18 protein-coding genes are annotated in these 22,438 nt (G+C 46.4%); 1 reads left to right on the forward strand and 17 read right to left on the reverse strand.

What is annotated here, in order from left to right; genetic code table 11:
* Window positions 1-90 precede the first annotated feature (90 nt).
* The 9 genes from ACRRS1_RS13495 to ACRRS1_RS13535 all read right to left on the reverse strand — a co-directional run bounded on the left by ACRRS1_RS13495 (window position 91) and on the right by ACRRS1_RS13535 (window position 10,045).
* A complete protein-coding gene (locus ACRRS1_RS13495) occupies window positions 91-1,251 on the reverse strand; it encodes a PQQ-dependent sugar dehydrogenase (protein WP_432467612.1) in 1,161 nt (386 codons plus the stop codon).
* 186 nt (window positions 1,252-1,437) lie between these two features.
* The gene (locus ACRRS1_RS13500) at window positions 1,438-3,138 is read right to left on the reverse strand and encodes an ABC transporter ATP-binding protein (protein WP_432452645.1); all 1,701 of its coding nucleotides are present in this window, start codon (window positions 3,136-3,138) and stop codon (window positions 1,438-1,440) included.
* Window positions 3,139-3,152: 14 nt separating this feature from the next.
* Complete coding sequence (locus ACRRS1_RS13505) at window positions 3,153-4,229, reverse strand: ABC transporter permease (RefSeq protein ID WP_432452644.1); 1,077 nt, start codon at window positions 4,227-4,229, stop codon at window positions 3,153-3,155.
* A 26-nt stretch (window positions 4,230-4,255) separates the two neighbouring features.
* Complete coding sequence (locus ACRRS1_RS13510; protein ID WP_432467611.1) at window positions 4,256-5,194, reverse strand: ABC transporter permease; 939 nt, start codon at window positions 5,192-5,194, stop codon at window positions 4,256-4,258.
* An 81-nt stretch (window positions 5,195-5,275) separates the two neighbouring features.
* Window positions 5,276-7,060 (reverse strand): ABC transporter substrate-binding protein, encoded by a 1,785-nt coding sequence (locus tag ACRRS1_RS13515; protein WP_432467610.1) that lies wholly within the window; start codon window positions 7,058-7,060, stop codon window positions 5,276-5,278.
* A 554-nt stretch (window positions 7,061-7,614) separates the two neighbouring features.
* Window positions 7,615-7,830: a hypothetical protein gene (locus ACRRS1_RS13520; RefSeq protein WP_432467609.1), complete on the reverse strand. Its 216-nt coding sequence runs from the start codon at window positions 7,828-7,830 to the stop codon at window positions 7,615-7,617.
* Window positions 7,831-8,139: 309 nt separating this feature from the next.
* The gene (locus ACRRS1_RS13525) at window positions 8,140-8,712 is read right to left on the reverse strand and encodes a hypothetical protein (protein WP_432467608.1); all 573 of its coding nucleotides are present in this window, start codon (window positions 8,710-8,712) and stop codon (window positions 8,140-8,142) included.
* Between the two features lie 202 nt (window positions 8,713-8,914).
* A complete protein-coding gene (locus ACRRS1_RS13530) occupies window positions 8,915-9,397 on the reverse strand; it encodes a hypothetical protein (protein ID WP_432463447.1) in 483 nt (160 codons plus the stop codon).
* A 297-nt stretch (window positions 9,398-9,694) separates the two neighbouring features.
* Complete coding sequence (locus tag ACRRS1_RS13535) at window positions 9,695-10,045, reverse strand: hypothetical protein (protein WP_432467607.1); 351 nt, start codon at window positions 10,043-10,045, stop codon at window positions 9,695-9,697.
* 397 nt (window positions 10,046-10,442) lie between these two features.
* On the opposite strand from ACRRS1_RS13535, the gene ACRRS1_RS13540 reads away from it, so the two are divergent.
* Window positions 10,443-10,673 (forward strand): DUF2798 domain-containing protein, encoded by a 231-nt coding sequence (locus ACRRS1_RS13540; RefSeq protein ID WP_432452636.1) that lies wholly within the window; start codon window positions 10,443-10,445, stop codon window positions 10,671-10,673.
* Between the two features lie 92 nt (window positions 10,674-10,765).
* Here ACRRS1_RS13540 and ACRRS1_RS13545 read toward each other — a convergent pair whose 3' ends face one another.
* The 8 genes from ACRRS1_RS13545 to ACRRS1_RS13580 all read right to left on the reverse strand — a co-directional run bounded on the left by ACRRS1_RS13545 (window position 10,766) and on the right by ACRRS1_RS13580 (window position 22,419).
* A complete protein-coding gene (locus ACRRS1_RS13545; RefSeq protein WP_432467606.1) occupies window positions 10,766-11,458 on the reverse strand; it encodes a hypothetical protein in 693 nt (230 codons plus the stop codon).
* A complete protein-coding gene (locus tag ACRRS1_RS13550) occupies window positions 11,451-11,858 on the reverse strand; it encodes a hypothetical protein (protein WP_432452634.1) in 408 nt (135 codons plus the stop codon). The genes ACRRS1_RS13545 and ACRRS1_RS13550 overlap by 8 nt, the downstream gene beginning before the upstream one ends.
* 3 nt (window positions 11,859-11,861) lie before the next feature.
* A complete protein-coding gene (locus tag ACRRS1_RS13555; protein WP_432467605.1) occupies window positions 11,862-12,677 on the reverse strand; it encodes a hypothetical protein in 816 nt (271 codons plus the stop codon).
* 519 nt (window positions 12,678-13,196) lie between these two features.
* On the reverse strand, window positions 13,197-14,255 hold the full coding sequence (locus tag ACRRS1_RS13560; protein ID WP_432463453.1) for a glycosyltransferase family 4 protein: 1,059 nt from the start codon (window positions 14,253-14,255) through the stop codon (window positions 13,197-13,199).
* Window positions 14,256-14,268: 13 nt separating this feature from the next.
* A complete protein-coding gene (locus ACRRS1_RS13565; RefSeq protein WP_432467604.1) occupies window positions 14,269-14,820 on the reverse strand; it encodes a hypothetical protein in 552 nt (183 codons plus the stop codon).
* Window position 14,821: 1 nt separating this feature from the next.
* Window positions 14,822-16,945, reverse strand: coding sequence for an LruC domain-containing protein (locus ACRRS1_RS13570; protein ID WP_432467603.1), 2,124 nt, complete (start codon window positions 16,943-16,945; stop codon window positions 14,822-14,824).
* Window positions 16,946-17,904: 959 nt separating this feature from the next.
* Window positions 17,905-19,314: a sigma-54-dependent transcriptional regulator gene (locus tag ACRRS1_RS13575; protein ID WP_432467602.1), complete on the reverse strand. Its 1,410-nt coding sequence runs from the start codon at window positions 19,312-19,314 to the stop codon at window positions 17,905-17,907.
* Between the two features lie 21 nt (window positions 19,315-19,335).
* On the reverse strand, window positions 19,336-22,419 hold the full coding sequence (locus ACRRS1_RS13580) for a PAS domain S-box protein (RefSeq protein ID WP_432452628.1): 3,084 nt from the start codon (window positions 22,417-22,419) through the stop codon (window positions 19,336-19,338).
* Window positions 22,420-22,438: the final 19 nt, after the last annotated feature.

A 22,438-nucleotide genomic window follows, 5' to 3' on the forward strand; every position in this document is an offset into this window, starting at 1 on the left:
TCTTTAAGCGTGCATAACAAGACACACAAAGAACTTCCCTTAATCATGCTCCGAACAGCGATCTCAAGTTAGAATGCTTATCGAGAACAACTACTTGGGACTTATTTTGTATAAATTGCCACTATCAGCGGTGAAGTAAAGATAACCTTGTGGATCCACCGTTAAGGCTCTAATTCGCTCGCCCAAGTCTTCAAATAAACGTTCTTCTCCCACAGGCATGCCCTGTTGGTTCATAATGATGCGATTCAGATGTTGCAGTTTTAACGCCCCACTGAATAAATCTCCTTGCCAGGCTGGAAAGGCGGCGCCTGTATAACTGAGTAACGAACCGGGTGCAATAGAGGGAATATACACTTTAAGGGGCGAATTTATACCCGCTAGGGTTTCAGCCTCGCCCACCTTGAGCGGCCCCCAATACTCTTGACCATGCGAGGTAAGCGGCCAGCCGTAATTCCCTCCTGCTTCAATTAAATTAAGCTCATCGCCACCACGAGGGCCGTGTTCTATTGCCCACAAGCGATTGAACTTTCGGTCAAAAGCCAAGCCTTGCGGATTGCGATGACCATAACTATAAATGGCGTCGTCGACTTTGCTGTTCGCCACAAATGGATTATTGCTCGGCACGCTACCATCGAGGTTCAAGCGCAATATAGTCGCGGCGTGGTTCAGAGTATTTTGCCCGTTATCTCTGTTTCCGCGATCGCCAATAGAGAAGTAAATATGTTGCTGGGGATCAAATGCGATACGGCTACCATAATGGCGATTGGTAGCGCTCACAGAATCCGTGACCAACAAATCCTGCCAGTTAATCATCTGCACTTGGCCAAAGTCATTTATCACAATCTTGGCTTTGGCTAAGCTGGTGACCCCGCTATTGTTTTTTGGTTTGCTGTAGGTAAAGTAAAACCAGCCGTCGGGGCCTTTAACCACATCTAGTAAGCCACCTTGACCTTGCGCCCAAATGGCGGGCAAGCCCGATATTTTTTGCCACGCTTGCTGACCAGCCTGGGTTTTAGTGAGATCGACACTGAGTAACTCACCATGACGTAAGGTCACCAGTAAGGTCGACGAGTTTAACCAAGCCATTGCCCAGGGCGTACCGGGCAGCTGAACCAGCTTTTCCACTTGCAGTATATAGTCTTTGCTGGCCTGTAGTTGCAGTTTTTGAGCCGCCGAAACGCACCACGTAACGGCCCATAACAAACAAAGCATAACTTTAAACAACTGACTAAATACGGATGAGTTTGGCATAACACACCTCCTATAAAAGTGGCGCCCACTAAGCAGTTTGAATATGTCGCTTGATCATAGATCTAACGCAAAACTCAAATAGTGACAAGTCCTTGAACCATCCTCCCAATAATCAGCCCGCATTGCCCTTAAAACAAGCCGCCCCGCATTAACCTAAGGAGGCTTATTTTGGTTAAGAAGTGGCGGCTACGCAAATAAAGCCGCCTCTCTCATTGGGTCTTTAGGTATCGCAGAAATTAATTTTCGGGTGTATTCATGTTGTGGATCGGCATAAATACGGTCTGAATCACCAATCTCAACAACTTTGCCTTGTTGCATTACCATAATTTGATCGGAGATGTGTTTAACCACCGACAAGTCATGAGAAATAAACAAATAAGAAATTTGGAACTCGTCTTGTAAGTCTTGGAGTAAATTCAAGACCTGCGACTGAACTGACACATCGAGGGCGGAAACCGATTCATCGCAAATCAGCACATCGGGTTTCAAGGTTAAACAGCGGGCTATCGCAATCCGTTGACGTTGACCTCCAGAAAATTCATGGGGATACTTGTTAAATGCACTTTTGGGCAGACTCACCCGCTCTAAAAGTGATTCAGCCATTTGTCTACGGTCTGCTTTATCCTGACCAATCCCATGCAGTAACATCGGTTCCATCAATATTTGGCCGACCGTAAATCTCGGATTTAGAGAAGCGTAAGGATTTTGGAAAATAATCTGTACCCGGCGTTTCAGCGGTTTAAACGCCTCATCGGACATTCCCAGAATTTCTTCTCCCTTAAAAAAAGCATCCCCAGACGTCGCATTAAGCAGACGCATAATGGTATGACCCACGGTAGATTTACCCGAACCAGACTCTCCTACGATGCCTAAGGTTTTACCACGTTGTAATTGAAAGGACACCCCATCCACAGCTTTTAATTGCTTGCGATGAAACAATCCTGTCTTAATATTAAAGTACTTACATAGGTTATTCACCTCAAGCACTACCTCTCCCGTTTCCTGATATCCTCGGGCTCGCTCTGAGGGAAGCTGATAGGGCTCGTCTTGCAGGAAATCATCAATCACAGCCAGTCGCTCGGGTCTATAGTCAAGTGTTGGACGACAGTTCAAAAGGGCCTTGGTGTATGGGTGCTGCGGTTGCGTAAAAATAGACTTAATGTCTCCTTGCTCGCAAATCACACCATGGCGCATCACAATCACTTGATCGGCAAATTCAGCGACCACGCCAAGATCATGGGTGATAAATAACACCGACATCTTGTGCTTTTTTTGCATTTTGGCCAACAGATCCAGAATCTGTTTCTGAATCGTCACATCCAGCGCCGTGGTTGGTTCGTCGGCGATCAACAGCTTGGGTTCACAGGCAATCGCCATCGCGATCATAACCCGTTGTTGCTGGCCACCCGATAATTCATGTGGATAAGCATGAATACGATTTTCCGGATCGGGCAAGCCCACTTCGGTCAACAAATCAATCGCTTTGCGCTTCGCGGACTTTTTGCTAATGTCTTTGTGTTGCAACAAGGTTTCAATGATTTGGTTACCAATGGTGAACACTGGATTGAGCGAGCTCATCGGCTCCTGAAAAATCATCGCAACATCGCCACCGCGTAATTTACGTAAAGATTTTTTCGACATGCTTAACACGTCGCTGCCATCAAATTCTATCTCACTTTCAGAAGAAATTAAGGTATTAGAACTTGGTAATAATCCCATAAGCGCCATTGAAGTCACTGATTTTCCAGACCCTGATTCACCAACCAGCGCAACGGTCATATTTCTTGGGATCTCGAAATTAACCCTTTTTAGGGCGTGAAATAGACGACCATCTTCCAATCTAAAATCAACGCTTAAGTTTTTAACATTGAGTAAGGAACTGTCCATTATATTCTCCACCGTTACTTCACTTTAGGGTCTAATGCGTCACGCAAGCTATCGGTCAATAAGCTAAATGCAGTCACCAGAATCGACATAAATACAGTAACGGTAATCATTTGCCACCAATAACCTTGTATCAACTCTGCTGGCACCTCCGCTAACATCGCCCCCCAACTGGTTTGGGTGATATCAACCCCAAATCCAAGGAAGGAAAGTACCACTTCCGATTTGATCATCCCCACCGTGAGAATGGAAAACTGCACCAATAACAAGTGACTCACATTGGGAAGAATATGCAAAAACATCTTGCGAACATGGCCCGCACCAATGGCATCCGCGGCTTGCACATACTCACGATGCTTATGTTTCATAAACTCGGCTCGCATCACACGAAATACCGATGTCCATGAAGTCACGGCAAAGATGATGATCAAGGTATCAATGCCTCGAGAAAACACCACCGCAAAAGATAACAGCAATAACATCTCGGGAATGGAAGTAAAGATGCTGTAAAACCACATCAGCAGATCATCAACCCACTTACCGAAATAACCCGCAATCGCGCCTAAAATAGTACCAATAATAATCGCGCAAAAAGAGCCAAACAGCGCCACAGTCACCGACACTGAAGTTCCTTTAATGGTTTTTTGTAAAATGTCGCGTCCACGACCATCCGCCCCTAAGATAAGAGAATGGGCTTTTTCTATGGTTTCGGTTTCATATTGCTCGGCATTCGAACTGGCTTCCGCCATCAATGCCGCCAAAGGGTCGTCGGCAGCATCGGCAATCTCATTTTGAGCGCTCGGAGATTCCGAATAACTAACAGCTTTGACTTCAGCGCCACGCGCTTCCCAAGTCGCAAAACTTGGCGGTGCATGGGGTAATGCAATTTCTTCGCGCCAATTTTCACCCGCAAGATTCATCCATCCAGCGAGTGATAACAATAAGTATAAACTGACAATCATCAAGCTAATATAACCGACTTTGTCGTTTTTTAGCCGTTGCCAGCCGAGCGTCCATAAACTTCGGGTATGGGCATCTTCTTGTTGCACCACATTTTCTAGTTCGATAGCAACATCGTTAGTTTGATATTTCACGGTCTATTCTTCCCTACCTTACATTCCTAATTTAATTGCACGCGTGGATCGACCAGCTTATAAATCAAGTCCGCAAGCAGATTAAAAATCATAATGGTAATCACGAGATAGATGGTAATGGCTTTAATCACAGGAAAATCACTGGCATTAACTGCTCTTAGTATTTCGTTGCCTAAACCGGGGATACCAAAAAACCGTTCGATCAACACCGACCCAGTGATCATATAAGGTAAGGAAGACATCACTCCCGTAACAATCGGAATCAGTGCATTACGCATCACATGTTTTAAAACAACGGTTCTCTCCGACAAACCCTTTGCTCTCGCAGTACGAACGTAATCGTTGTTCATCTCTTCAACAAAACAGGTACGATAAAAGCGCGTGTCTGGTGCAATGCTCACGGCAACCCCAATCAATAGCGGTAGCGGTATATAAATCAGGAAGTTTTGCCACATATCATTGCCCCAGCCGAACACTGGAAACCATTGCATTTTATAGGCAAGAAAGTATTGCCCGGCGATGATATACACCAAGATACTGATCGACATTGCAACCGTTGAAATAATAGTCACAGCACGATCATAAGCGCTGCCGTTGTAGTAAGCGACAGATGCGGCAAACAGCAGTGAGAAAAACAGTGAACACATTTGCCAAGTCAACAACAGCATCACCGATGGACCAATGCGACTATTGATGATCTCAGAGACAGGCTGTTGGGTTGACCAAGAGGTGCCAAAGTCCATACTGATCACTTGCTTAACAAAAATCCAGAACTGTTCAGGCAGACTTTTATCCAAGCCTAATTGAGCATGAATGCTGGCCAGCATCTCATTACTCAGGCTTTTCCCTGCCAAAATATAAGATGGATCACCGCCAACCAGGGTGTACAGTGTAAACAGTAGCAACATCACCCCAAGCAAGGTGGGGATCATTTGCCAGCTGCGGCGAATAACATAAGAAAGCATGCAGTCTCCTCGAGCAAAAAAACATCAATACAACGCACCTCATGGTGAGTTGTATTGAATAATACAGATGAAATAGAACAGTTATTTGTCTACTTCTATGTAACGCCAAGGAGCTTGCATAATTGGATGGGTTTTATAGCCATGAACATTTTTGTGAGACACATAGCTACGTACCCGCGTGTCGCCAAAAATGTAGGGCTGGTACTGTACAACCAGTTTATTCATATGGTCATAAAGCTTCTGTCGCTTCTCTCCATTTGGCAGGCTTAACGCTTCCTCATAATCTTTATTAAAGGCGGGTAAGTTAAACGCTGCAAAATTAGAATCACCTTTATTGGGACCATAAAACATCTGCATGAAATTCTCGCCATCAGGGTAGTCGGCACTCCATGCCAATCCCCACATCTGCAATTTACCTTCACGGTTGGCTTTTGACAATTCAGGCCATTTACCGGGTTTGAACGAGAGTTTTATTTTAAGCGAATCAAAATCTTGCTGCCAAAATTCATTCCATTCGCGGTCAACAGCGGAAGTGGTGGTTCCCATTTGAACCGATAATGGCGAACCATCCGGTAGGGTACGGTAACCGTCGTCACCGATTTTGTAACCCGCTGCATCCAATAATGCATTAGCTTTTGCTGGGTTATATTTCACTGAACTTTTTACTTTAGGATTATGGCCTGCAACCCCTTCTGGGATCGCATATTCTACAGGAACCGCCTGCCCACGACGAATTCTGGCAATCGTTTCATTAATCGGAAAACCCATGGCAATTGCACGGCGTAATGCAATGTTAGCCGGGGTATAGCCGCCAACAACGGGATCTTCCATATTAAAGAAGTAAAATACAATTTCGAGTATTTTACTACGTTGCAGGGTAATGCCTTCATCCACATATTTTTGTGCTAATTTCACATCCAGCGGGTCGTTAGGATTCATCACTAACGCTTCTTTCAGCGCGGGTTGGGGAATCATATTCAGATCAAGCTGATTATTTAAAAAAGCAAGCCAGGCGGGTTGTTCCTCTTCAATAATACTAATGTTGATGTGCTGCATTTGTGGCAAAGTTTTACCATGCATCTCTTGAGCAACCCGAACAGAAATTGGATCGCTCGGATCAGGCTGATAATTAAACACCGATTTACGGAAATTTGGGTTTGCGTCTAGGATAATTTTACTGCCCGGTTTCCACTCTGTGAGCATGTATGGACCGGTTCCAACCGGATGCGCATTGGTATTTGCGGCATTGGCTTCAATCACTTCTCGTGCAACAGCGCCAAAAGTAGGCATTGCCAAAATAGTCGCAAAATTATAGTTCTTGCTGGTTAGGTTCAATTGTAAGGTATATTTATCTAACGCTTTAATACCTTCAATCTGCGTGTCGTAATTCAGCGCACCATTACCAGCTTGGGTGACCATTTCATCGGTACCAACAAACTTGCCATCAACCAGATAGCTCTGTGGCGAATTAATGGTTTTATCGAATATCCGTTTCAAGGAATAAACGTAATCAGCAGCAACCAGCTCTCTCTTTTTACCTTTAAACGCGGGGTCATCTGCAAAATAGATCCCCGGTTTTATTTTAAAAGTATAGGTTTTTCCGTCATTCGTAATAGTTGGTAAGGCTTCAATGGTATTAGGAATAAGCTTAATCGGGCGAGCAAGGTAGTCATAGGTGAGTAAAGAGTCGTAAATATTTTCAATGACTTTACCGGAATAAATATCAGAAACTTTCGCAGGGTCAAAGCCCGTTGCTGCAAGTTCGAATGCAACATTGAGTGTACTTTTACTTTCTCCAGCATACAGCGAACAAGAAGCTAGCATCGCCGCAGAGAGCAGGCCTATTTTATAGAGTTTGTTCTTCATTCGATCCTCTTCATATTAAGTTGTTAGGTAACTAATTGATATGACATAGCAAATAACAAGCCATCTCCTTTTTTCTTTTCACAGACTCTTTAACTTATACAGTTTTGCGACATTTCCAACCGACTCATCGCTCACCTTGCCCGAGCCCACAGCTACATGTATATACAACACATTGTATTATATAGGTCTTTGCTATAGCCATCCCGCCAATATCTTGTAAGGTTTTTGTTTAGGCATATTTATGACGAATCGCTCCAAACTGGACATTTTCCGTTGAGTGTTTCACTGAATTGGCTCACAACACCCTGCAAATCGCACCAAGTTGGACATTTCCAATTGAAAGCGACTCGATAGATAACCACCTTAAAACCCACTTACGTTCACCGCTTGCAAACTGCATTTTTTTTCCATTGAGACAAAAGCTTAAAAAAATCCACATAGCAAAATAAACTGCCTCACTTACTGATAGCGCCTTCTGGCTCAAAAGACCCAAACACCAAACCAGCTATTAGTTTCCTTCCATTTTTATCCCAAGCTCAAGCCAATGAAAGGCATTATTCAGTACTGCGGCGTACCGCCTCAATATTATACTTATCAGTATCGATAACAAAAGCGTCAGAAGCCAAAGCTGCTTCATAAAATGGCTCAAGCTGTTTTCGGCTATCAGCAGTAAAAGAAACATGTATAGGTGACTGTTGTAGGCGACCGTTCCCAAACCACAACTCTGGTTTTCCATTCTTTCCGAAACCTCTCGCGCCATCAAACGCCACTATCTTCTTAATGCCCAATGTAGTAAGCGCATTGGAGTAAAATTAATTACGCTTTGTTAAATCTGATACTGAAAATCCAATATTCACAGTCATATCCTTTATGCTTCTGATGCCTAGCCATAATACTCTGCTAGTGAAAGTAGCGATATTCAGTATTTCAGACGGCTTCAACAAACTAGCTCGACACCCTTAGCTGCAATGCTTTCCAAAACAGAAGAATCATGACAAATGAAACTGACCGATAATATAGCGGTTTAGAAGACTGCTAAGGCAACTCGTGTCATTTCAAGAGTTGCCATGGATGTCTACCTAATTTTCTATGTCACTTATGTATAAAGTTGCGTTGAAGTCATCGCCAACAATTACTTGAGCGTTATTCTGAATAGTTTCAATTCGTTGTTCCAATATCTCATGCGACCTTTTAGTAGACGAGTCATCGGCAGCAGAGTAAAAAGTAAATGCACCAAATTCTATTGAAGACTGCAACTTCTTTCGTTTTAGAACGCCAGTAATTCTTTTTAAATCTGATTCATATTGTGTCTTATTAAATACTCTGTTCTTTACTTCAATTACGGCTCTAGGAGCTCCTTTTGCCCACCAAAGTAGAAGATCAAAACGTCCGCCGGATCGTATATCTCTATGAATTCGACCTTTACCAACAGCTCCAGCATAGTCAAGAGCATCGTATGCACCGTTTTCAATCGTTACATACTTATTGCCTTTTGCTTGATGCAAACACCGCGCAACAGTTGTTGTTATAAAGTACTCAGGAGCCCAACAAACCCAGTCCCCGCCAGACATATCACAGTATTCGTTTTGTGCCAATACAACACCTTCAAGACATACATCTACTATTGTCAATCTTGATATTCGACCTTTCAAATTTTCTCCAAGTAATTAACAGCTTCTGACAAAAATTTAATTTAGACACCCATGATAAAAACCTACGGTTATTTACATTAACTGAGCCTTGAAGTGGGTATCTTGTTTTTTGTTGTTGTTTCTTTGTTGTTTTTGACGAAAGCCAAAACCTGTTCAGACCATTGCTGCCATTTTGCGGCTTGGAATAAGCGACTCCGTAATTTTATTTCAGCCCCAACAAGCGCCAGAATGATTTTTTTGGACTCTCTGGTTGAGGGATCAGCCGACCGAATTCATTCAGTAATTCAGCATTTAGAGAAGCCGCAATTTCGAGCAATGCAGAGACTTCATTGGCTGTTGAATTAGTGATGGTAATTTCATTGTTTTCAAAGTGAAGCTCAACAACATTGTCTTGATTTTCAAGCTTTAAAAAGAACAAGTGCTCTCGGCAAGCGTCCTCAACAAGTGACTCAAACTCACCTTTATCGTGAATGTCATTCATTTCATTTATTCGAGTGACCATTTCACCCACAGATTCCATAAACATGGGATCTGTGGCTCTGAATAGCTTTGCATTCAAGTCAGCTTCAAGCATGGCTTCATGCAAAGCTAAAGGCCCATCCAGTTCACATTGTTTGTTATTACGTTTTATCTTCAAAACTTTCTCCGTTAAATACAGTTTTAAAAGCGCAGTTAATTTAGACACCCATAATAAAAATCTATGATTATTTACACGGTCAAATAGTTGAGACGACCATTTTATTATTTATAATTTTGACTACTGCTAAATTTCGGGGAATTGTTTCTACACACATTCTTATTTGTTAGCTATCCTTGCGTATAGCTATTATCTTTACTGTTTGTATTACGCAACTTTTCATAAACTCACCACGGAATGATCCCACATCTTTTTGCACTTTTTCCAACTCTAATGCTTTGATAGAATCTTTATTAAGTGCATTTCTGTAAATAACCCTTAATTCATTCACTGTATTTTGGTCGATTAATTGTTAAATTCCGACTTAAGCTTAATTTTATATAAAGCATCATTAATAACTTCTTCTTCATTTTTCTTGAATAGATGAAAATCAACCAAAGCAGTCCATGTAACCATACAACCAAATTCAGCCTCAATAGTAATACTGTCCTTAATTTTACGACCAGTCGGAACATCTTCTCCAGTATTATTATTTGCTATTTGGTTCTGATGAGTAAATAAAGTTGGTTGTTCTATACGACATGTTTTATTCCAAGATATGCATGAGTTACCACAGGGCTGCCCCTTTTTACAAACCTTTGCGAAAGCGCTTGTCGAAAGTAAAATAAAAAATAAAAAATGTATTAAAATATTCATAAAACCTGCTGGGCTAGCTAACAGCTTCTTAAGAAAAAATCCCTTTTTATCACACGGGAGTCGACCTTATTTTACCCATTTATTGTTCAATAGCATATCACTACTTTTTAATAATTTCAGTCAGTTAGAACACGAATTGATAGTTAAATCATATTCAAGGATGCATTCATTGGTAGCAACAAGGCATTGCATGAACACAGCAAAAGCTTGACCCGGATCACCATTTTATTTAACATCCCGCGTCGAAAAAATTTTAGGTCGGTATGGTTATTCCGGCCCTCCCCCCTCGGTGAGATCTAGTCGCGATTGGCGAACCCACGGCACTAACCTTTAATTAGGATGGTGCAGCGGTGTATTTAATCATGTCCTAAGCATCATCCATGACTTGGATGAAACCATGCAAAACCCAAAAACCATTATTATTGCTCAGTTCCTCATTTCATTAATGATGGCGTTCTTAATGACCGGCATTTTCAGCTTTATCGAATTAGGCTTTAACGCACAATGGCTGAGTATCTGGCTCGAGCGTTTCCTACTGGCCTGGCCGATTGCCTTTTTACTTTCACTGGTGGTCAGTAAAGTTTCCTTTGGTATTGCCCTGAAACTCACGACCTCGCGCGAAACCTGAGGCAGGCTGCTCACAAGCCAGGACAACTGCGTTTTTGGCATGCCGGCAGGCGAATGAGATTGAACCAGCATCCGCCTGCTCAGAAGCTAAATTTAGTCCACGAGTTGCTGATAACGCTCGGCCAGGCGCTGTTTCAATGCGTTTAGCATGCTGCGTTCTATTTCCTGTTCCAATTCGTCGCTATCGTCATCCACCAACAAACTCTCGATGGTGGCCATCAGTGATAACAGCAAGTGATGATTTTCAGCATCCCAGTACCATTGGTCAGCGTCCTGCAACAGGCCAATTAACTGGGCTCGCTGGTTGAGCAACTCACTCAGTTTCAATTGACACTGCGTATGGTAAGCGGCGCTGTTGGTTAGCTGCTCGGCGAGCTCTGCTAACCAGACCGGATCCTGAGCTTCAAACATGCAAAAACAGCGTGACCAGTCATTTTTATCTTCAATCGCCTGTAATAAGCTTTCTAAGGAATGGGGCTGGTGACTTTGCGGCTGCTGAACCTGTACATGGCCGTGACCATCGCAGTGATAAACGGGCGCTAAAAACGGATACTGCTGCAAGTGGGCCACCGGATCTTCAATCTCGGCGGTACTGGCAAACCGCGAGTCCATGGCCGAGCGCTGGGCTTGATTAAGCTCACTCAGCATTTGCTCGATCCGCCTGAATAAGGGAGCCCCCTGCTCACAACCGGCAAACCGTAGCTCGGCTTTAAGGGTGGGAAGTAGCTCCAACAGCGCCGCGATTTGCGCACGGGCAGCGGCTTGCCCGGGGTTTTGCTCATTCATATTTTTTCACCCTTAAACGATATTCGGCATAGGGATGGGCCGACACCTGAATCCTGATCCAAGTGTGCGGCTGTTCCACCAGCACATGGTCTCCCTCCGCCTGTTGTTGAGCTTGGTAGCCCTCACCTCCAAGCGAGTAGCCAGCGTCCCCCTCCAGTGAATCGATGGCAATCGAGAATTGATCGCCCGCAAAACCAAGGATGAAGTATTGGTTTTCGTGCTCGCCCCCCACAATATCCTGAACCTGAAAGGGCTGGGCCGGCGACTCGATATTCAGGTAATAGTAATCTCGGCTCAGCCCTTGAACATGACGTAACAGCTGGGTATCGGCGGCCGACAACGGCCAGCTTGCCACGCTAAGTAAGGCCACCAGCAATCCACTGCATAAACAAGCGTTCATGATTTAACTCCCAAATAACACGTATTGTTGCGGCGTTTCAAAAAATTGCAGCGGATTATCACCATCCGGCTGCAGCTGCAGCGCATTGAGGATCCAGTTATCGATGGGTGGCATGTAGTTTTCATCCACGCTCAGCTTCAGCCCGTCCAGCCAAATGCCGACCTCGGGATCTGAAGCATGTTGCAAGATATTTTCAAGCGCCACCGCACTATGCCAATGGGTTTCATCCATAACTATCACCTCACTAATCATACTTTCGCGAAACTTCGCCAGACTGGGGATGACGATGCTGCACATTAAATCCTGCACATTATTCGGCTGAATTTGTTGCCAATCGAGTTGCTCGTTGTAGCGCAGATAGTGACAGAACAGCTGCACAAAGGCAGCCAGTGCCTGTGGCTCCCGAGTTTTACTCAGGATGAAAAAAAACGGTTTGCCGGCTTCGTAGATCAAGGGATTATAAATAAGCTCTTGCGCTTGACCTTGGCTCAGCTTGAGCATGATGTTTTCACATAATGCCGACTCCGCCAGCAACTGAGCCAGTGGTGCCTGCCAAAAGGCGTCTGGCTCCAAGCTATCGTCAATCGTGAGACTATCACTCAACTCGAAATGCTCGTCCGCTGCAGCATCGGCTTGCTCCGACCCGTATTGATGGCGAAAACACCCCACAGGCTGGCCATCTTTGAGCCATTGCAGCAGCTCGCGGATTGGCTTTAGTTTGGAAGAATATGGCGCACGAAAATGTAACTCGGCTTCAATATCTTTGAGCAGATATGCCGCTTGTTTGAGAAGATTTGCTTGGCTCTGTATCAGACTCACCGCGGTTCCTTATTCACTCACGCTCCATGAAACCCTGATTAGGGCTGACTGAGGCCAACGGCGGCCTCAAACACTAATCATAAAGACAGAGCACTAAGCTTGCATTGATTTGACCCCGCAAGCTGCTCAAACCAAGCATCACTGGCGGTTTTGGCTTTGCCAGAGTTGCCGATAGAGAGCTTCAAATTGCGGCAATACTGCCTCTGCAGAATAATGCTGTGCCACAGTTTGCCTCGCCCGAGCGCTCAACGCATGCTGTAGCTGAGTGCTATGCTGCCACTCCAGCAAACATTTGACCCCGCAAGCTGCTCAAACCAAACGTCACTGGCCGCTTTAGCTTTGCCAGAGTTGCCGATAGAGAGCTTCAAACTGCGGCAATACTGCCTCTGCAGAATAATGCTGTGCCACTACAGTTTGCCTCGCCCGAGCGCTCAACGCATGCTGTAGCTAAGTGCTATGCTGCCACTCCAGCAAACATTTGACCCCGCAAGCTGCTCACACCAAGCATCACTGGCGGTTTTAGCTTTGCCAGAGTTGCCGATAGAGAGCTTCAAATTGCGGCAATACTGCCTCTGCAGAATAATGCTGTGCCACGGTTTGCCTCGCCCGAGCGCTCAACGCATGCTGTAGCTGGGTGCTATGCTGCCACTCCAGCAAACAATCCCGCCATTGGCTGCGCTGAAATTGCTCAAATAGGAAACCATTCACCCGATGTTGGATTAACTGACCCAAGGCGCCCACATTAGTGGCCATCACCGGGATCCCCCGCGCCATGGCTTCCAGCGCCGCTAAGGGTAAACCTTCGTGGCGCGATGGCATGCACAATAAGTCGATATTCGCCCAATGATTGCTCATGGCAGATTTTCGGCCATGAAAGACGAGGTTCGCTAAAGGGGGGAGATTTGCCTGTTCAAACCAGTCGCCTTCCCCGTACACCGCAAAATCAAACTGCGGCAGCGCCTTGGCTAAGTCATAGAAACGATCGGGACCTTTCACCTGAGTTAAGCGCCCAACCAATGCGATGGTCGGGCTGCGATTCACGCTTGCCAGGCTGGCCCTTGCTGCGGGTAACTCAACAAAGTTATTGATGACTTGGCAAGACGCCGCCACCCGGCTGGCGATTGGCTGGCTCACCGCAATGCGTTGCTGCGACAGCCACGCGCTATAGCGATCCGCAAAATCATACAGTGCTAAACGACCCTGGCAGGCTTCACCCGCATGAAAGCTGGACACCAGCCTGATGGGCTGAAACAGACGCACCAAGCGGGCGACAATACTGGCCTTGTAGCCATGACTATGCACCACACAAGGCGAATAATCATTCAACGCTCGGCGCAGTGTTCGTATCGAACCATCCAGCACCAGCCAAGCCACCTGATGCTGATTAAGCTGGGCCAGCATCGGATGGTCTGGTTGATAGGCGCGCCACAATATCACACAAACCGGATGCCTGCGCTTGGCCAGAGCCTGAGCTAAATTGACCACGTGGCTTTCAATCCCGCCGACCGTTTGGCTGTCGATAAACAGCCAAATCGCCTGAGTTTGCGGGGGAGTATCACTGCTTCGATAAGTTTGCATCGGCGCTACTCAATTAAAAGTTAAAAGTCAGGGTTTGTGTCCCAAACTCAGCCAAGCTCAGCTGCTGCTGAACGCTGTTCACATTTCCCGAAGACAACTGCCATACTTCGGCAATTAACAGCGAAGCATGGGCCGGTACGGTCAATTGCAGCGCCATTTGCGAAGCACTGATTTGGCCTCGCCATAAACAAGAGCTGTATTCGATGCTGCCACTGTCGGCATTTTTCCAATGAGTGCAAATATTTAGATAAGCACGCTCGCCTTGCGAATAGGGGTAGCGAATGTTCAGCTGCCGCTGCTGCTGATTAACAAAACTAAAATTTTCGGCAACCTGGAGCTGCTCAAGGCTACTCACCACAGGCGCAGGTTCTGGGCTGGGCGCCGGTGGCTCGACGGTTGATGGCTGCTCTACTGGTGCAGGTTCAATCGGCGCTGCGGGCTGCTCGTTATTCTGATTATTTGCAGGGGCGCTGTCACCGCCACCACCACAGCCCACCATTAGTAAACTGGTCGCCAAGATTGAGCTATAAAACAGTCGGTTTGTGATTTGTGTAAAGCCAGTCATGTTACTTCCCCTCTTGTTGATAAATTAACTCGCTACGCGCATTTTCTAATAAGTACCAATCACCACTTTCTAAACCTTCGCTTTGTGCATATTGCAAAAACTGTGGATAGGCATCGGCAACGCTGACTCGCTCGAAGGGATACTGCCAGTTATAGGGCACAATAATCGCCCAGGGCAGGCCATTAGCAGTTTGGTAATAACTGCCCGAAGATGGATTTGAACTGTCATCGAAACTTCCCCAAAGGCTATCGCTGGCTTGGGTACTTGGGCTTTGATTTTTCACATGCACTTCTAAACCACGCGCTGGCGAGTCACTAAAATAGGGCTCGCGTGAATGTTCGGTAGCAAAAATAAAAGGGTCAAACGGCGCACTTGGCAGGCTCGCCAAATCAAGCCCTTCAAGCAAGGGTAAATGCACTTTAAAATGGAGCTGCCCCGCCCCTTCACAATCGCTTTGAGTTTTGTAAAAATCACATTGATTTTGCGGATTAATGTACTGGCGCACATCACTCGCAATAATCGCCACAATCTCATCACTGGCTTCGTCAATTACGCTGTGTGCTTGCAGCTCGCCATTGATTTCAAAACGGATGGTAGCCCTGTCGAGCAAACTTTTAGCGAGGCCCGGAATACGAATGGCAAAACCATTATGAAAGCTGGCACCCACCGCCCGCACCTCACCCTGCAACTCAATACGGGCGACCTCTGCATTGTTAAAGCTAAGCACTTTGGTTTGCAAATTCACCACTAAATCGTTCAGATCGTAGTCGCCCGCTGCGGGCCAGTTATCTTCAAAGGCAACCGTGGCATAGCCATCGGCACTGGGGTAGTAACTCACCTGAGTCGCCGCATCCCCCACATAAATTTGATAATCTTCCACCTCTCCGTCGGGCGCCCCGCCAGTGGCTTGCACCCCAGCGACCGAGCTAACTCTAAAGCGAGCCCAACGCTCGCCACTGGTATAGCCTTCGGGGATAGAGACCAACAAAGACTGAACACCGGGATCCACCGCTTGGTCATTCAAGATCTGCTCTTGAACGTCAAATACGCCGTTCCCATTGAGATCGATCCAGCCATTCAAATAGCCTTCGCCAGAACTATCTACTTGCAGTACAAAATCTAAACCCACCTGCAGAGCGGTGACAAAGGCGATACCGTCTTCATCATCCAACAAACGAGAACTGTCATCGCTGGCTGGATAAACATAGGCATCCATTTCCCCATCCACCCGCTGACCGAGGCGAATGCCCCCGGCCACCAACTGGTGTCTGGCGCCGTTTTCGGCCAAACGGGTGCCAAAACTTGACGGTGCATCGCCAAAGTCGATGTTGGCATCATCTTCCGCGACAATTGGTGCGATGGCGCAACGCGCACCATCGTTATTACTCGAAGCGGGGCCCTGGGCATATCGCAGTGCGGTAGGCTGTGCTGCACTAATGTCGATTTGAAAAATTAAACCATCACTATTACGGCTAATGTAGAGATTACCGTCTACATCAAAATACACTGCGCCAAAGGTGCCAGTTTGACCGACCGTTGCTAACGACTGGCTGCTACCATCGTTGGGATCAATCCGCCATAACACCCCCTTATTATCAACGCTATACAGCATGCCGTTGTCGGGATGAAAGGCCATATCAAAGATCCGCAGGTTTAGCGCGGCCCCATCAACGATCCGTTGCATACTCAAATAGTCAGCCTCATTGGGGGCTAAAGACACCCGGTACAGACCGCGATCCACCCCACTGCGATACAAATAGTGAGCGTTTTCATCCACCGCCACATCTCCCACATAAAAATTCACCTGACTATCGATGCCATTCCAATTCAGACTGAGCGGCTGCAGCTGATAGTCGTCACCAATTTTGGCCAGCGTTTGATGTTGGTAACTCCAGGCGTAGAGGTGATCGTCATGCAGGTTAAACCCGATGGCGTTTAGTTTGCCGCTGGTCCCCATATCAGAAGAGAGGGTTTGGTAATGACCAGTGGCTAAATTCACACCAAAGAGCTGTGCAACGTTTTGCTGCACTAAAAATGCCTGCGTCGGGCAAGTTGAGAATGCCGCCCCATAGCTACTCATTGGAGAGCAGAGCAAGGCCAAGGCGAGAGGTTTCCAAGGTTTCATAATCCATCCTGTCTGTGCTGAGTTAGATACCGATAGCCCTTGGATAGCAAAAGCCAAGCCAGATCCATAATGACCTGATTTAACTAGATATTACTCGGATTTATAAAACCATATTCAGTTAGCCTGAAGGTAGATTCGCAAACTGCAAAAACCAGCATAGCTTATACTTGCTTGGCCATTTGACGACGATTTAAGCGGAATTAAACAGCCAAACCAAGCTTAAGTCGAGTCCAAGCGTTAAGCCTTATAGACCCAAATTAACACTGAGGCCTTCCTTAAGCCTTAAGCGCTAGAAGCTAGAAGTTAGAATTAAAAGTGGGGCTTCCCTGAACCCTAAACCTTAGACCTTGGGCGCTGGCAACTAAAATAAAAGTGGGGACTCCTTAAGCCTGAGCCTTAAGCGCTAGAAGCTAGAAGTTAGAATTAAACGTGGGGCTTCCCTGAACCCTAAACCTTAGACCTTGGGCGCTGGCAACTAAAATAAAAGTGGGGACTCCTTGAGCCTGAGCCTTAAGCGCTAGAAGCTAGAAGTTAGAATTAAACGTGGGGCTTCCCTGAACCCTAAACCTTAGGCCTTGGGCGCTGGCAACTAAAATAAAAGTGGGGACTCCTTGAGCCTGAGCCTTAAGCGCTAGAAGGTAGAATTAAAAATGGGGACTTCCTTGGGCCTTAAACCTAAGACCTTAGGCGCAGAAAGCTAGAGTTGAGAATAGGGCCTTAATACCAATCTAATTCATTATGTGAGCAAGTTATGGCGCAGAATAAATCTGCCAATAACGAGCAATGAAGCGCTGTCACCCGTGACTATAATTACCATATACATCCATCGGTTAACGGTGATTTAGGCGAGCAAGAATGAATAGATAATTCCTTAGATTGGTATAAGCCTTAGACATTGCGGCCCCATGAGCGAGCCGCAGAATTGAACCATCAATCTTTTTTTAAAATACTATCGAGGCTTAAAGCTCGGCCTCATCCCAAGTCTGTTTTTTACGGTAAATGGTGGATGGACTCACATCTAACAGCTCTGCGGCTTTGGGGATATTGCCATCACAATGATCGATGGCATGCTCAATCGCCTCTTTTTCGGTGATCCACAGCGGCTGTATTTGGTACTGGCTGCCATGATTGCTCGATGGTTCACTGGTCGCCACTTCCTCCGCATGGCGACCATCGGCACCAATCGCGCCTTCCGGAATTAATTGATTCAGCGGCGGCGGCAACTGGCTGGCTAATACTTCTTTACCATCGTGCAATACGCAAATATTGCGGATCACATTTTGTAGCTGCCGAACATTACCCGGCCAATCATAATTGCTGATGATGGTCGCGCTTAAGCTGGAAAAACGTCGAAATTGCTTGCCTTCTTCCTTGGCATAGCGGCGCAAAAACTGTTGCGCAATGGCTGGTACATCCAGACCCCGGTCACGCAGTGGCGGTAAGTGGATCGGCACCACATATAAACGGTAATACAAATCTTCCCGAAACCGACCCGCTTGCACCTCTTCCCAGGGATCGCGATTGGTCGCACACAAGAAGCGCACATCAACCTGCTCTTCCTGACTGCCACCCACTTTTTGAAAACGACCGGTCTGCACAAATCGTAATAACTTGGTTTGCAGATCCATGTCCATTTCTCCGATTTCATCGAGAAACAGAGTGCCACCATTAGCCTGCGCAGCTGCCCCTTGCCGGGCCGAAGAGGCACCAGTAAAAGCACCTTTCACATGACCGAAGATCTCGCTTTCCATGAGATCTTTAGGAATAGCACCGCAATTAAGGGCAATAAAAGGTTTATCGGCCCGCTGTCCCTGTTGATGGATGGCCTCGGCGCAAACCTCTTTACCGGTGCCACTTTCGCCAGTAATAAACACCGTTGCCTTACTGGCGGCCACCGCTTCAATCATTCGATAGACATTCTGCATCGCCAAGCTGCCACCAATAAAGCCATGGAAACGCTCACGCCCAGCGTCCGCCTGATAGTCCTCGACTAAGGATTTTAGTTTATGTAATTTCAGCGCATTGTTTACCGTTACCCGCAAGCGACTGGCGTCGAAGGGTTTTTCGATAAAGTCCACCACCCCCAAACGCATCGAATCGACCGCCACATCGACCGAGCCGTAGGCGGTAATAATAATCACCGAAGTTGGCAGGCTGCGCTCTACCATCCATTCTAAAACCTGCATGCCACTCATATCGGGAAGATTGAGGTCAAGCAACATGACCTGCACCGATTGCTTAGAAAGAAATTCGATAGCTGCACCACCAGTGGCGACTCGTTCAAGTTTAAGCTCGTCTTTACTGAGATAAGCCTGATAGGTGGCGGCCAGTGTGGCACTGTCTTCCACCAACAAAACCGAGGCTTTCATATCACTTCCCATGTACCGTCCTCAACTTGCTAAGTTTTGTTCATATTGTTTAATCGCATTCATGGTTGCGCCAAGCACCGCATCAAGCTCGGCGACAGGCGCTTTTAAACTTGCCGCATCGCCGGCCTTGGCGGCCAATTCAATAGCTAATGCTAACTGGCGTACTTTTTCTCCACCAAAGGTTGCGAGGTTGCCCTTCATGGTATGTGCCGCCAGCGCCAACTGCTCAAACTGCTGTCCGGCAAACGCCTCTTTAATGGCAAGCGCTTGCTGCTCGGTTTCCTGATAGAGCAGCGACAACATCACAGGCAAAGCCTCCATCCCCGCATCTTTAACCAGTTGATCCAAAACCTTAAAATCGATCATTGGCAAAATAGGATCGCTCTCAGGCTGAAGCGCAGTATCGCTTTGCTGGTCTTGATTTAATAATGCAAGGGGCTGCTCCACCGTGCACGCAGAAGGCTTAACCTTATCCGCTTCGAGCTTTGAAGCATGAAACCATTGGATTAGTTTAGCCCGAAGTAAGGCAATGTCGATAGGCTTAGTGATAAAATCATTCATACCTGCGCTAAAACAAGCTTGTTTGTCTTCGGCAAAGGCATTGGCGGTCATCGCAATAATCGGTGTATTTTGGTTGAGTCCAGCGTGATTACGAATCTCCCGCGTTGCACTAACACCATCCATCACCGGCATTGCCATATCCATTAAAATCACATCGAAGTGCTGCTGTTGGCATCGCTCTACCGCTAATTGACCATTTTCAGCACAATCAAGTTGCTGCACCACATCTTTGAGCACTTGGCTTACCACGGTGCGGTTCATCGCGCTATCTTCCACTAACAAGACTCTGGCGGTGAGTGCATCTAAATGCTGGTGCGGATCCAATACATCTTCGAGCTGAACCGCAGGCGCCGCGCGACCTTTGAAAGGAAACTCAACACAAAAAGTGGTGCCCTCCCCAAGCTGACTTTCCACGGAGATCTGCCCGCCCATTTTCTCAACCAACTGTAAGCTAATCGCCAACCCCAATCCAGTTCCCGAATAACGCTTGGTTGAACCACTCTCTACTTGATAAAACTCTTCAAACAAACGTGCTTTGTCTTCGTCACTAATCCCGATCCCAGTATCTTTTACCTGCAATACTAAGCCCTTATGCTGGCTGCGGTGTAAAGCCAGACTCACCCCGCCTTGCTGGGTGAATTTAATCGCGTTACCCATTAAGTTAAATACAATTTGACGAAAACGCAGGGGTTCACCGAAGTATTCCGACATAACCTGTGAGTCAACATCGAGTTTAAAGCTGAGAGATTTTTGTGCCGCGGTGGTACTAAACAATTTAACGATGCTTTGCAGCACCTTCACCGGAGAAAACCATTCGTTATTGAAGTCTAATTGGCCCGCTTCAATTTTGGAGAAATCTAAGACATTGTTCACTAAGGCCATCAGAGTATGGCCAGCTTCATGACCAACATCCACGAAACTTTGCTGTTCCGCACTCAACTCTGTTTCCTTCAAGATCTGATACATATTGATAATAGCATTCAAAGGAGTGCGAATTTCGTGACTCATGCTTGCTAAAAAACGGCTCTTGGCGAGGCTGGCAGCTTCGGCATCGTGTTTCGCTCTTTCCAGAGACTGTTCAACCGCTTTTTGTTCACTCAGATCGGTAAAATGTGCGACATAATGGCTTGGTTTTCCTTGGCTATCTTTGACTGAGGAAATGCTTAACCACTCCGGTAATAATTCACCATTTTTACGTCGATTGACAATTTCACCAGACCACTCTCCCTGTTCGCGGATCCCCTGCCACATCTGTTCAAAGAAAGCCTTGTCATGCTGACCAGAGCTTAATAAAGAAGGTTGTTGTCCAATCGCTTCCTCGGCCGAATAACCGGTAATATGAGTAAAAGCTTTATTCACGCGAACAATCTTAGAGTACCGATCGGTCATAAATATCGCTTCATTAGCATCGAAGGCACACGCGGCCAGTTGCAACTCTTGCTCAGTCCGTTTCTTGTCGGAAATATCCCGCATAAAGGCAGTAAAAATAGTGTTATCGCCCAGCTCCACCGCACTGATGGTCAACTCAGCCAAAAACTCATGTCCCTCTTTATGCAAGGCTGGCAACTCTAAACGCTGGCCAAGTACTGGCGCTTCACCGCTTTCTCGAAAATGCTGCATACCCTTGCGATGCGCCTCACGAAAAGCCTTCGGTACAATAAATTCCGCCAGCTCTTGGCCAAGCATCTCATCACGGCTATAGCCAAACATACGCTCGGCACTCTGGCTAAATTCCAGCACGTAACCATAGCGGTCGGTGGTGATCACTGCGTCCATCGCCGAGGCGATGGTCGCGCTTAGCATCGACTGATTCTTCTCTAATTCCAAGGCCAGTTGCTGCTGCACATTAATAGCTTGCTTAAACTCAAGATGAGATTGCTCCAAGGCTGCCGACATCTTATTGAAGGCACTGGCAACTTCAGAAATCTCATCATGACCTTTGACCGCCAATTGAAAACCTGGCCCCACCTGAGCAATGGTTTTTGCGGCATCCCGTAAGCCACCCAACTGGCGCGTTAAATAGGTCCCCAACAAAAAGGAAAATAGCGCCACTAACGCAATTTCCAATACCGCAATGCCAACCCCAAATGAACTCGCTTCACTAATCAAACCATGCAGACCATGGTCATAAATGCCCACATCAATTTCACCGTATAAGTGATTGGCGGCCATGACTTCAATGTGAGTATTAAATACCTTGTGGACATGGTCTCCCAGTTCAGGATTATTGGCTGGGTCTTCATTGGGATCGGCCCCCGACTGAGCCAAAACGCGCTGCTGCTCATCGCGAATAATCACATAGGCCACATCACTCTGCGAAGCGAATTCTGAGGCAAGGCTATCGAGGGTGGCGATATCTGTGGTGATCAGCGCATTTTTAGTACTTGAGGCGAACAAAGTGGACATCATTCGCCCATGTTGTTCAACTTGCATCTCATTGGAGTCGTAGAGCCAACCAATGCTGCTATATACCAAAATCGCTAATAGCACTGATTCGATTAAGGCGACCCCTAATACGGTTTTTGCTTTAAAGCTCAATGCCATCGCAATTTTATTCCTCAAG

It is taken from the genome of Agarivorans sp. Z349TD_8, assembly GCF_050870825.2.
GTDB lineage: Bacteria > Pseudomonadota > Gammaproteobacteria > Enterobacterales > Celerinatantimonadaceae > Agarivorans.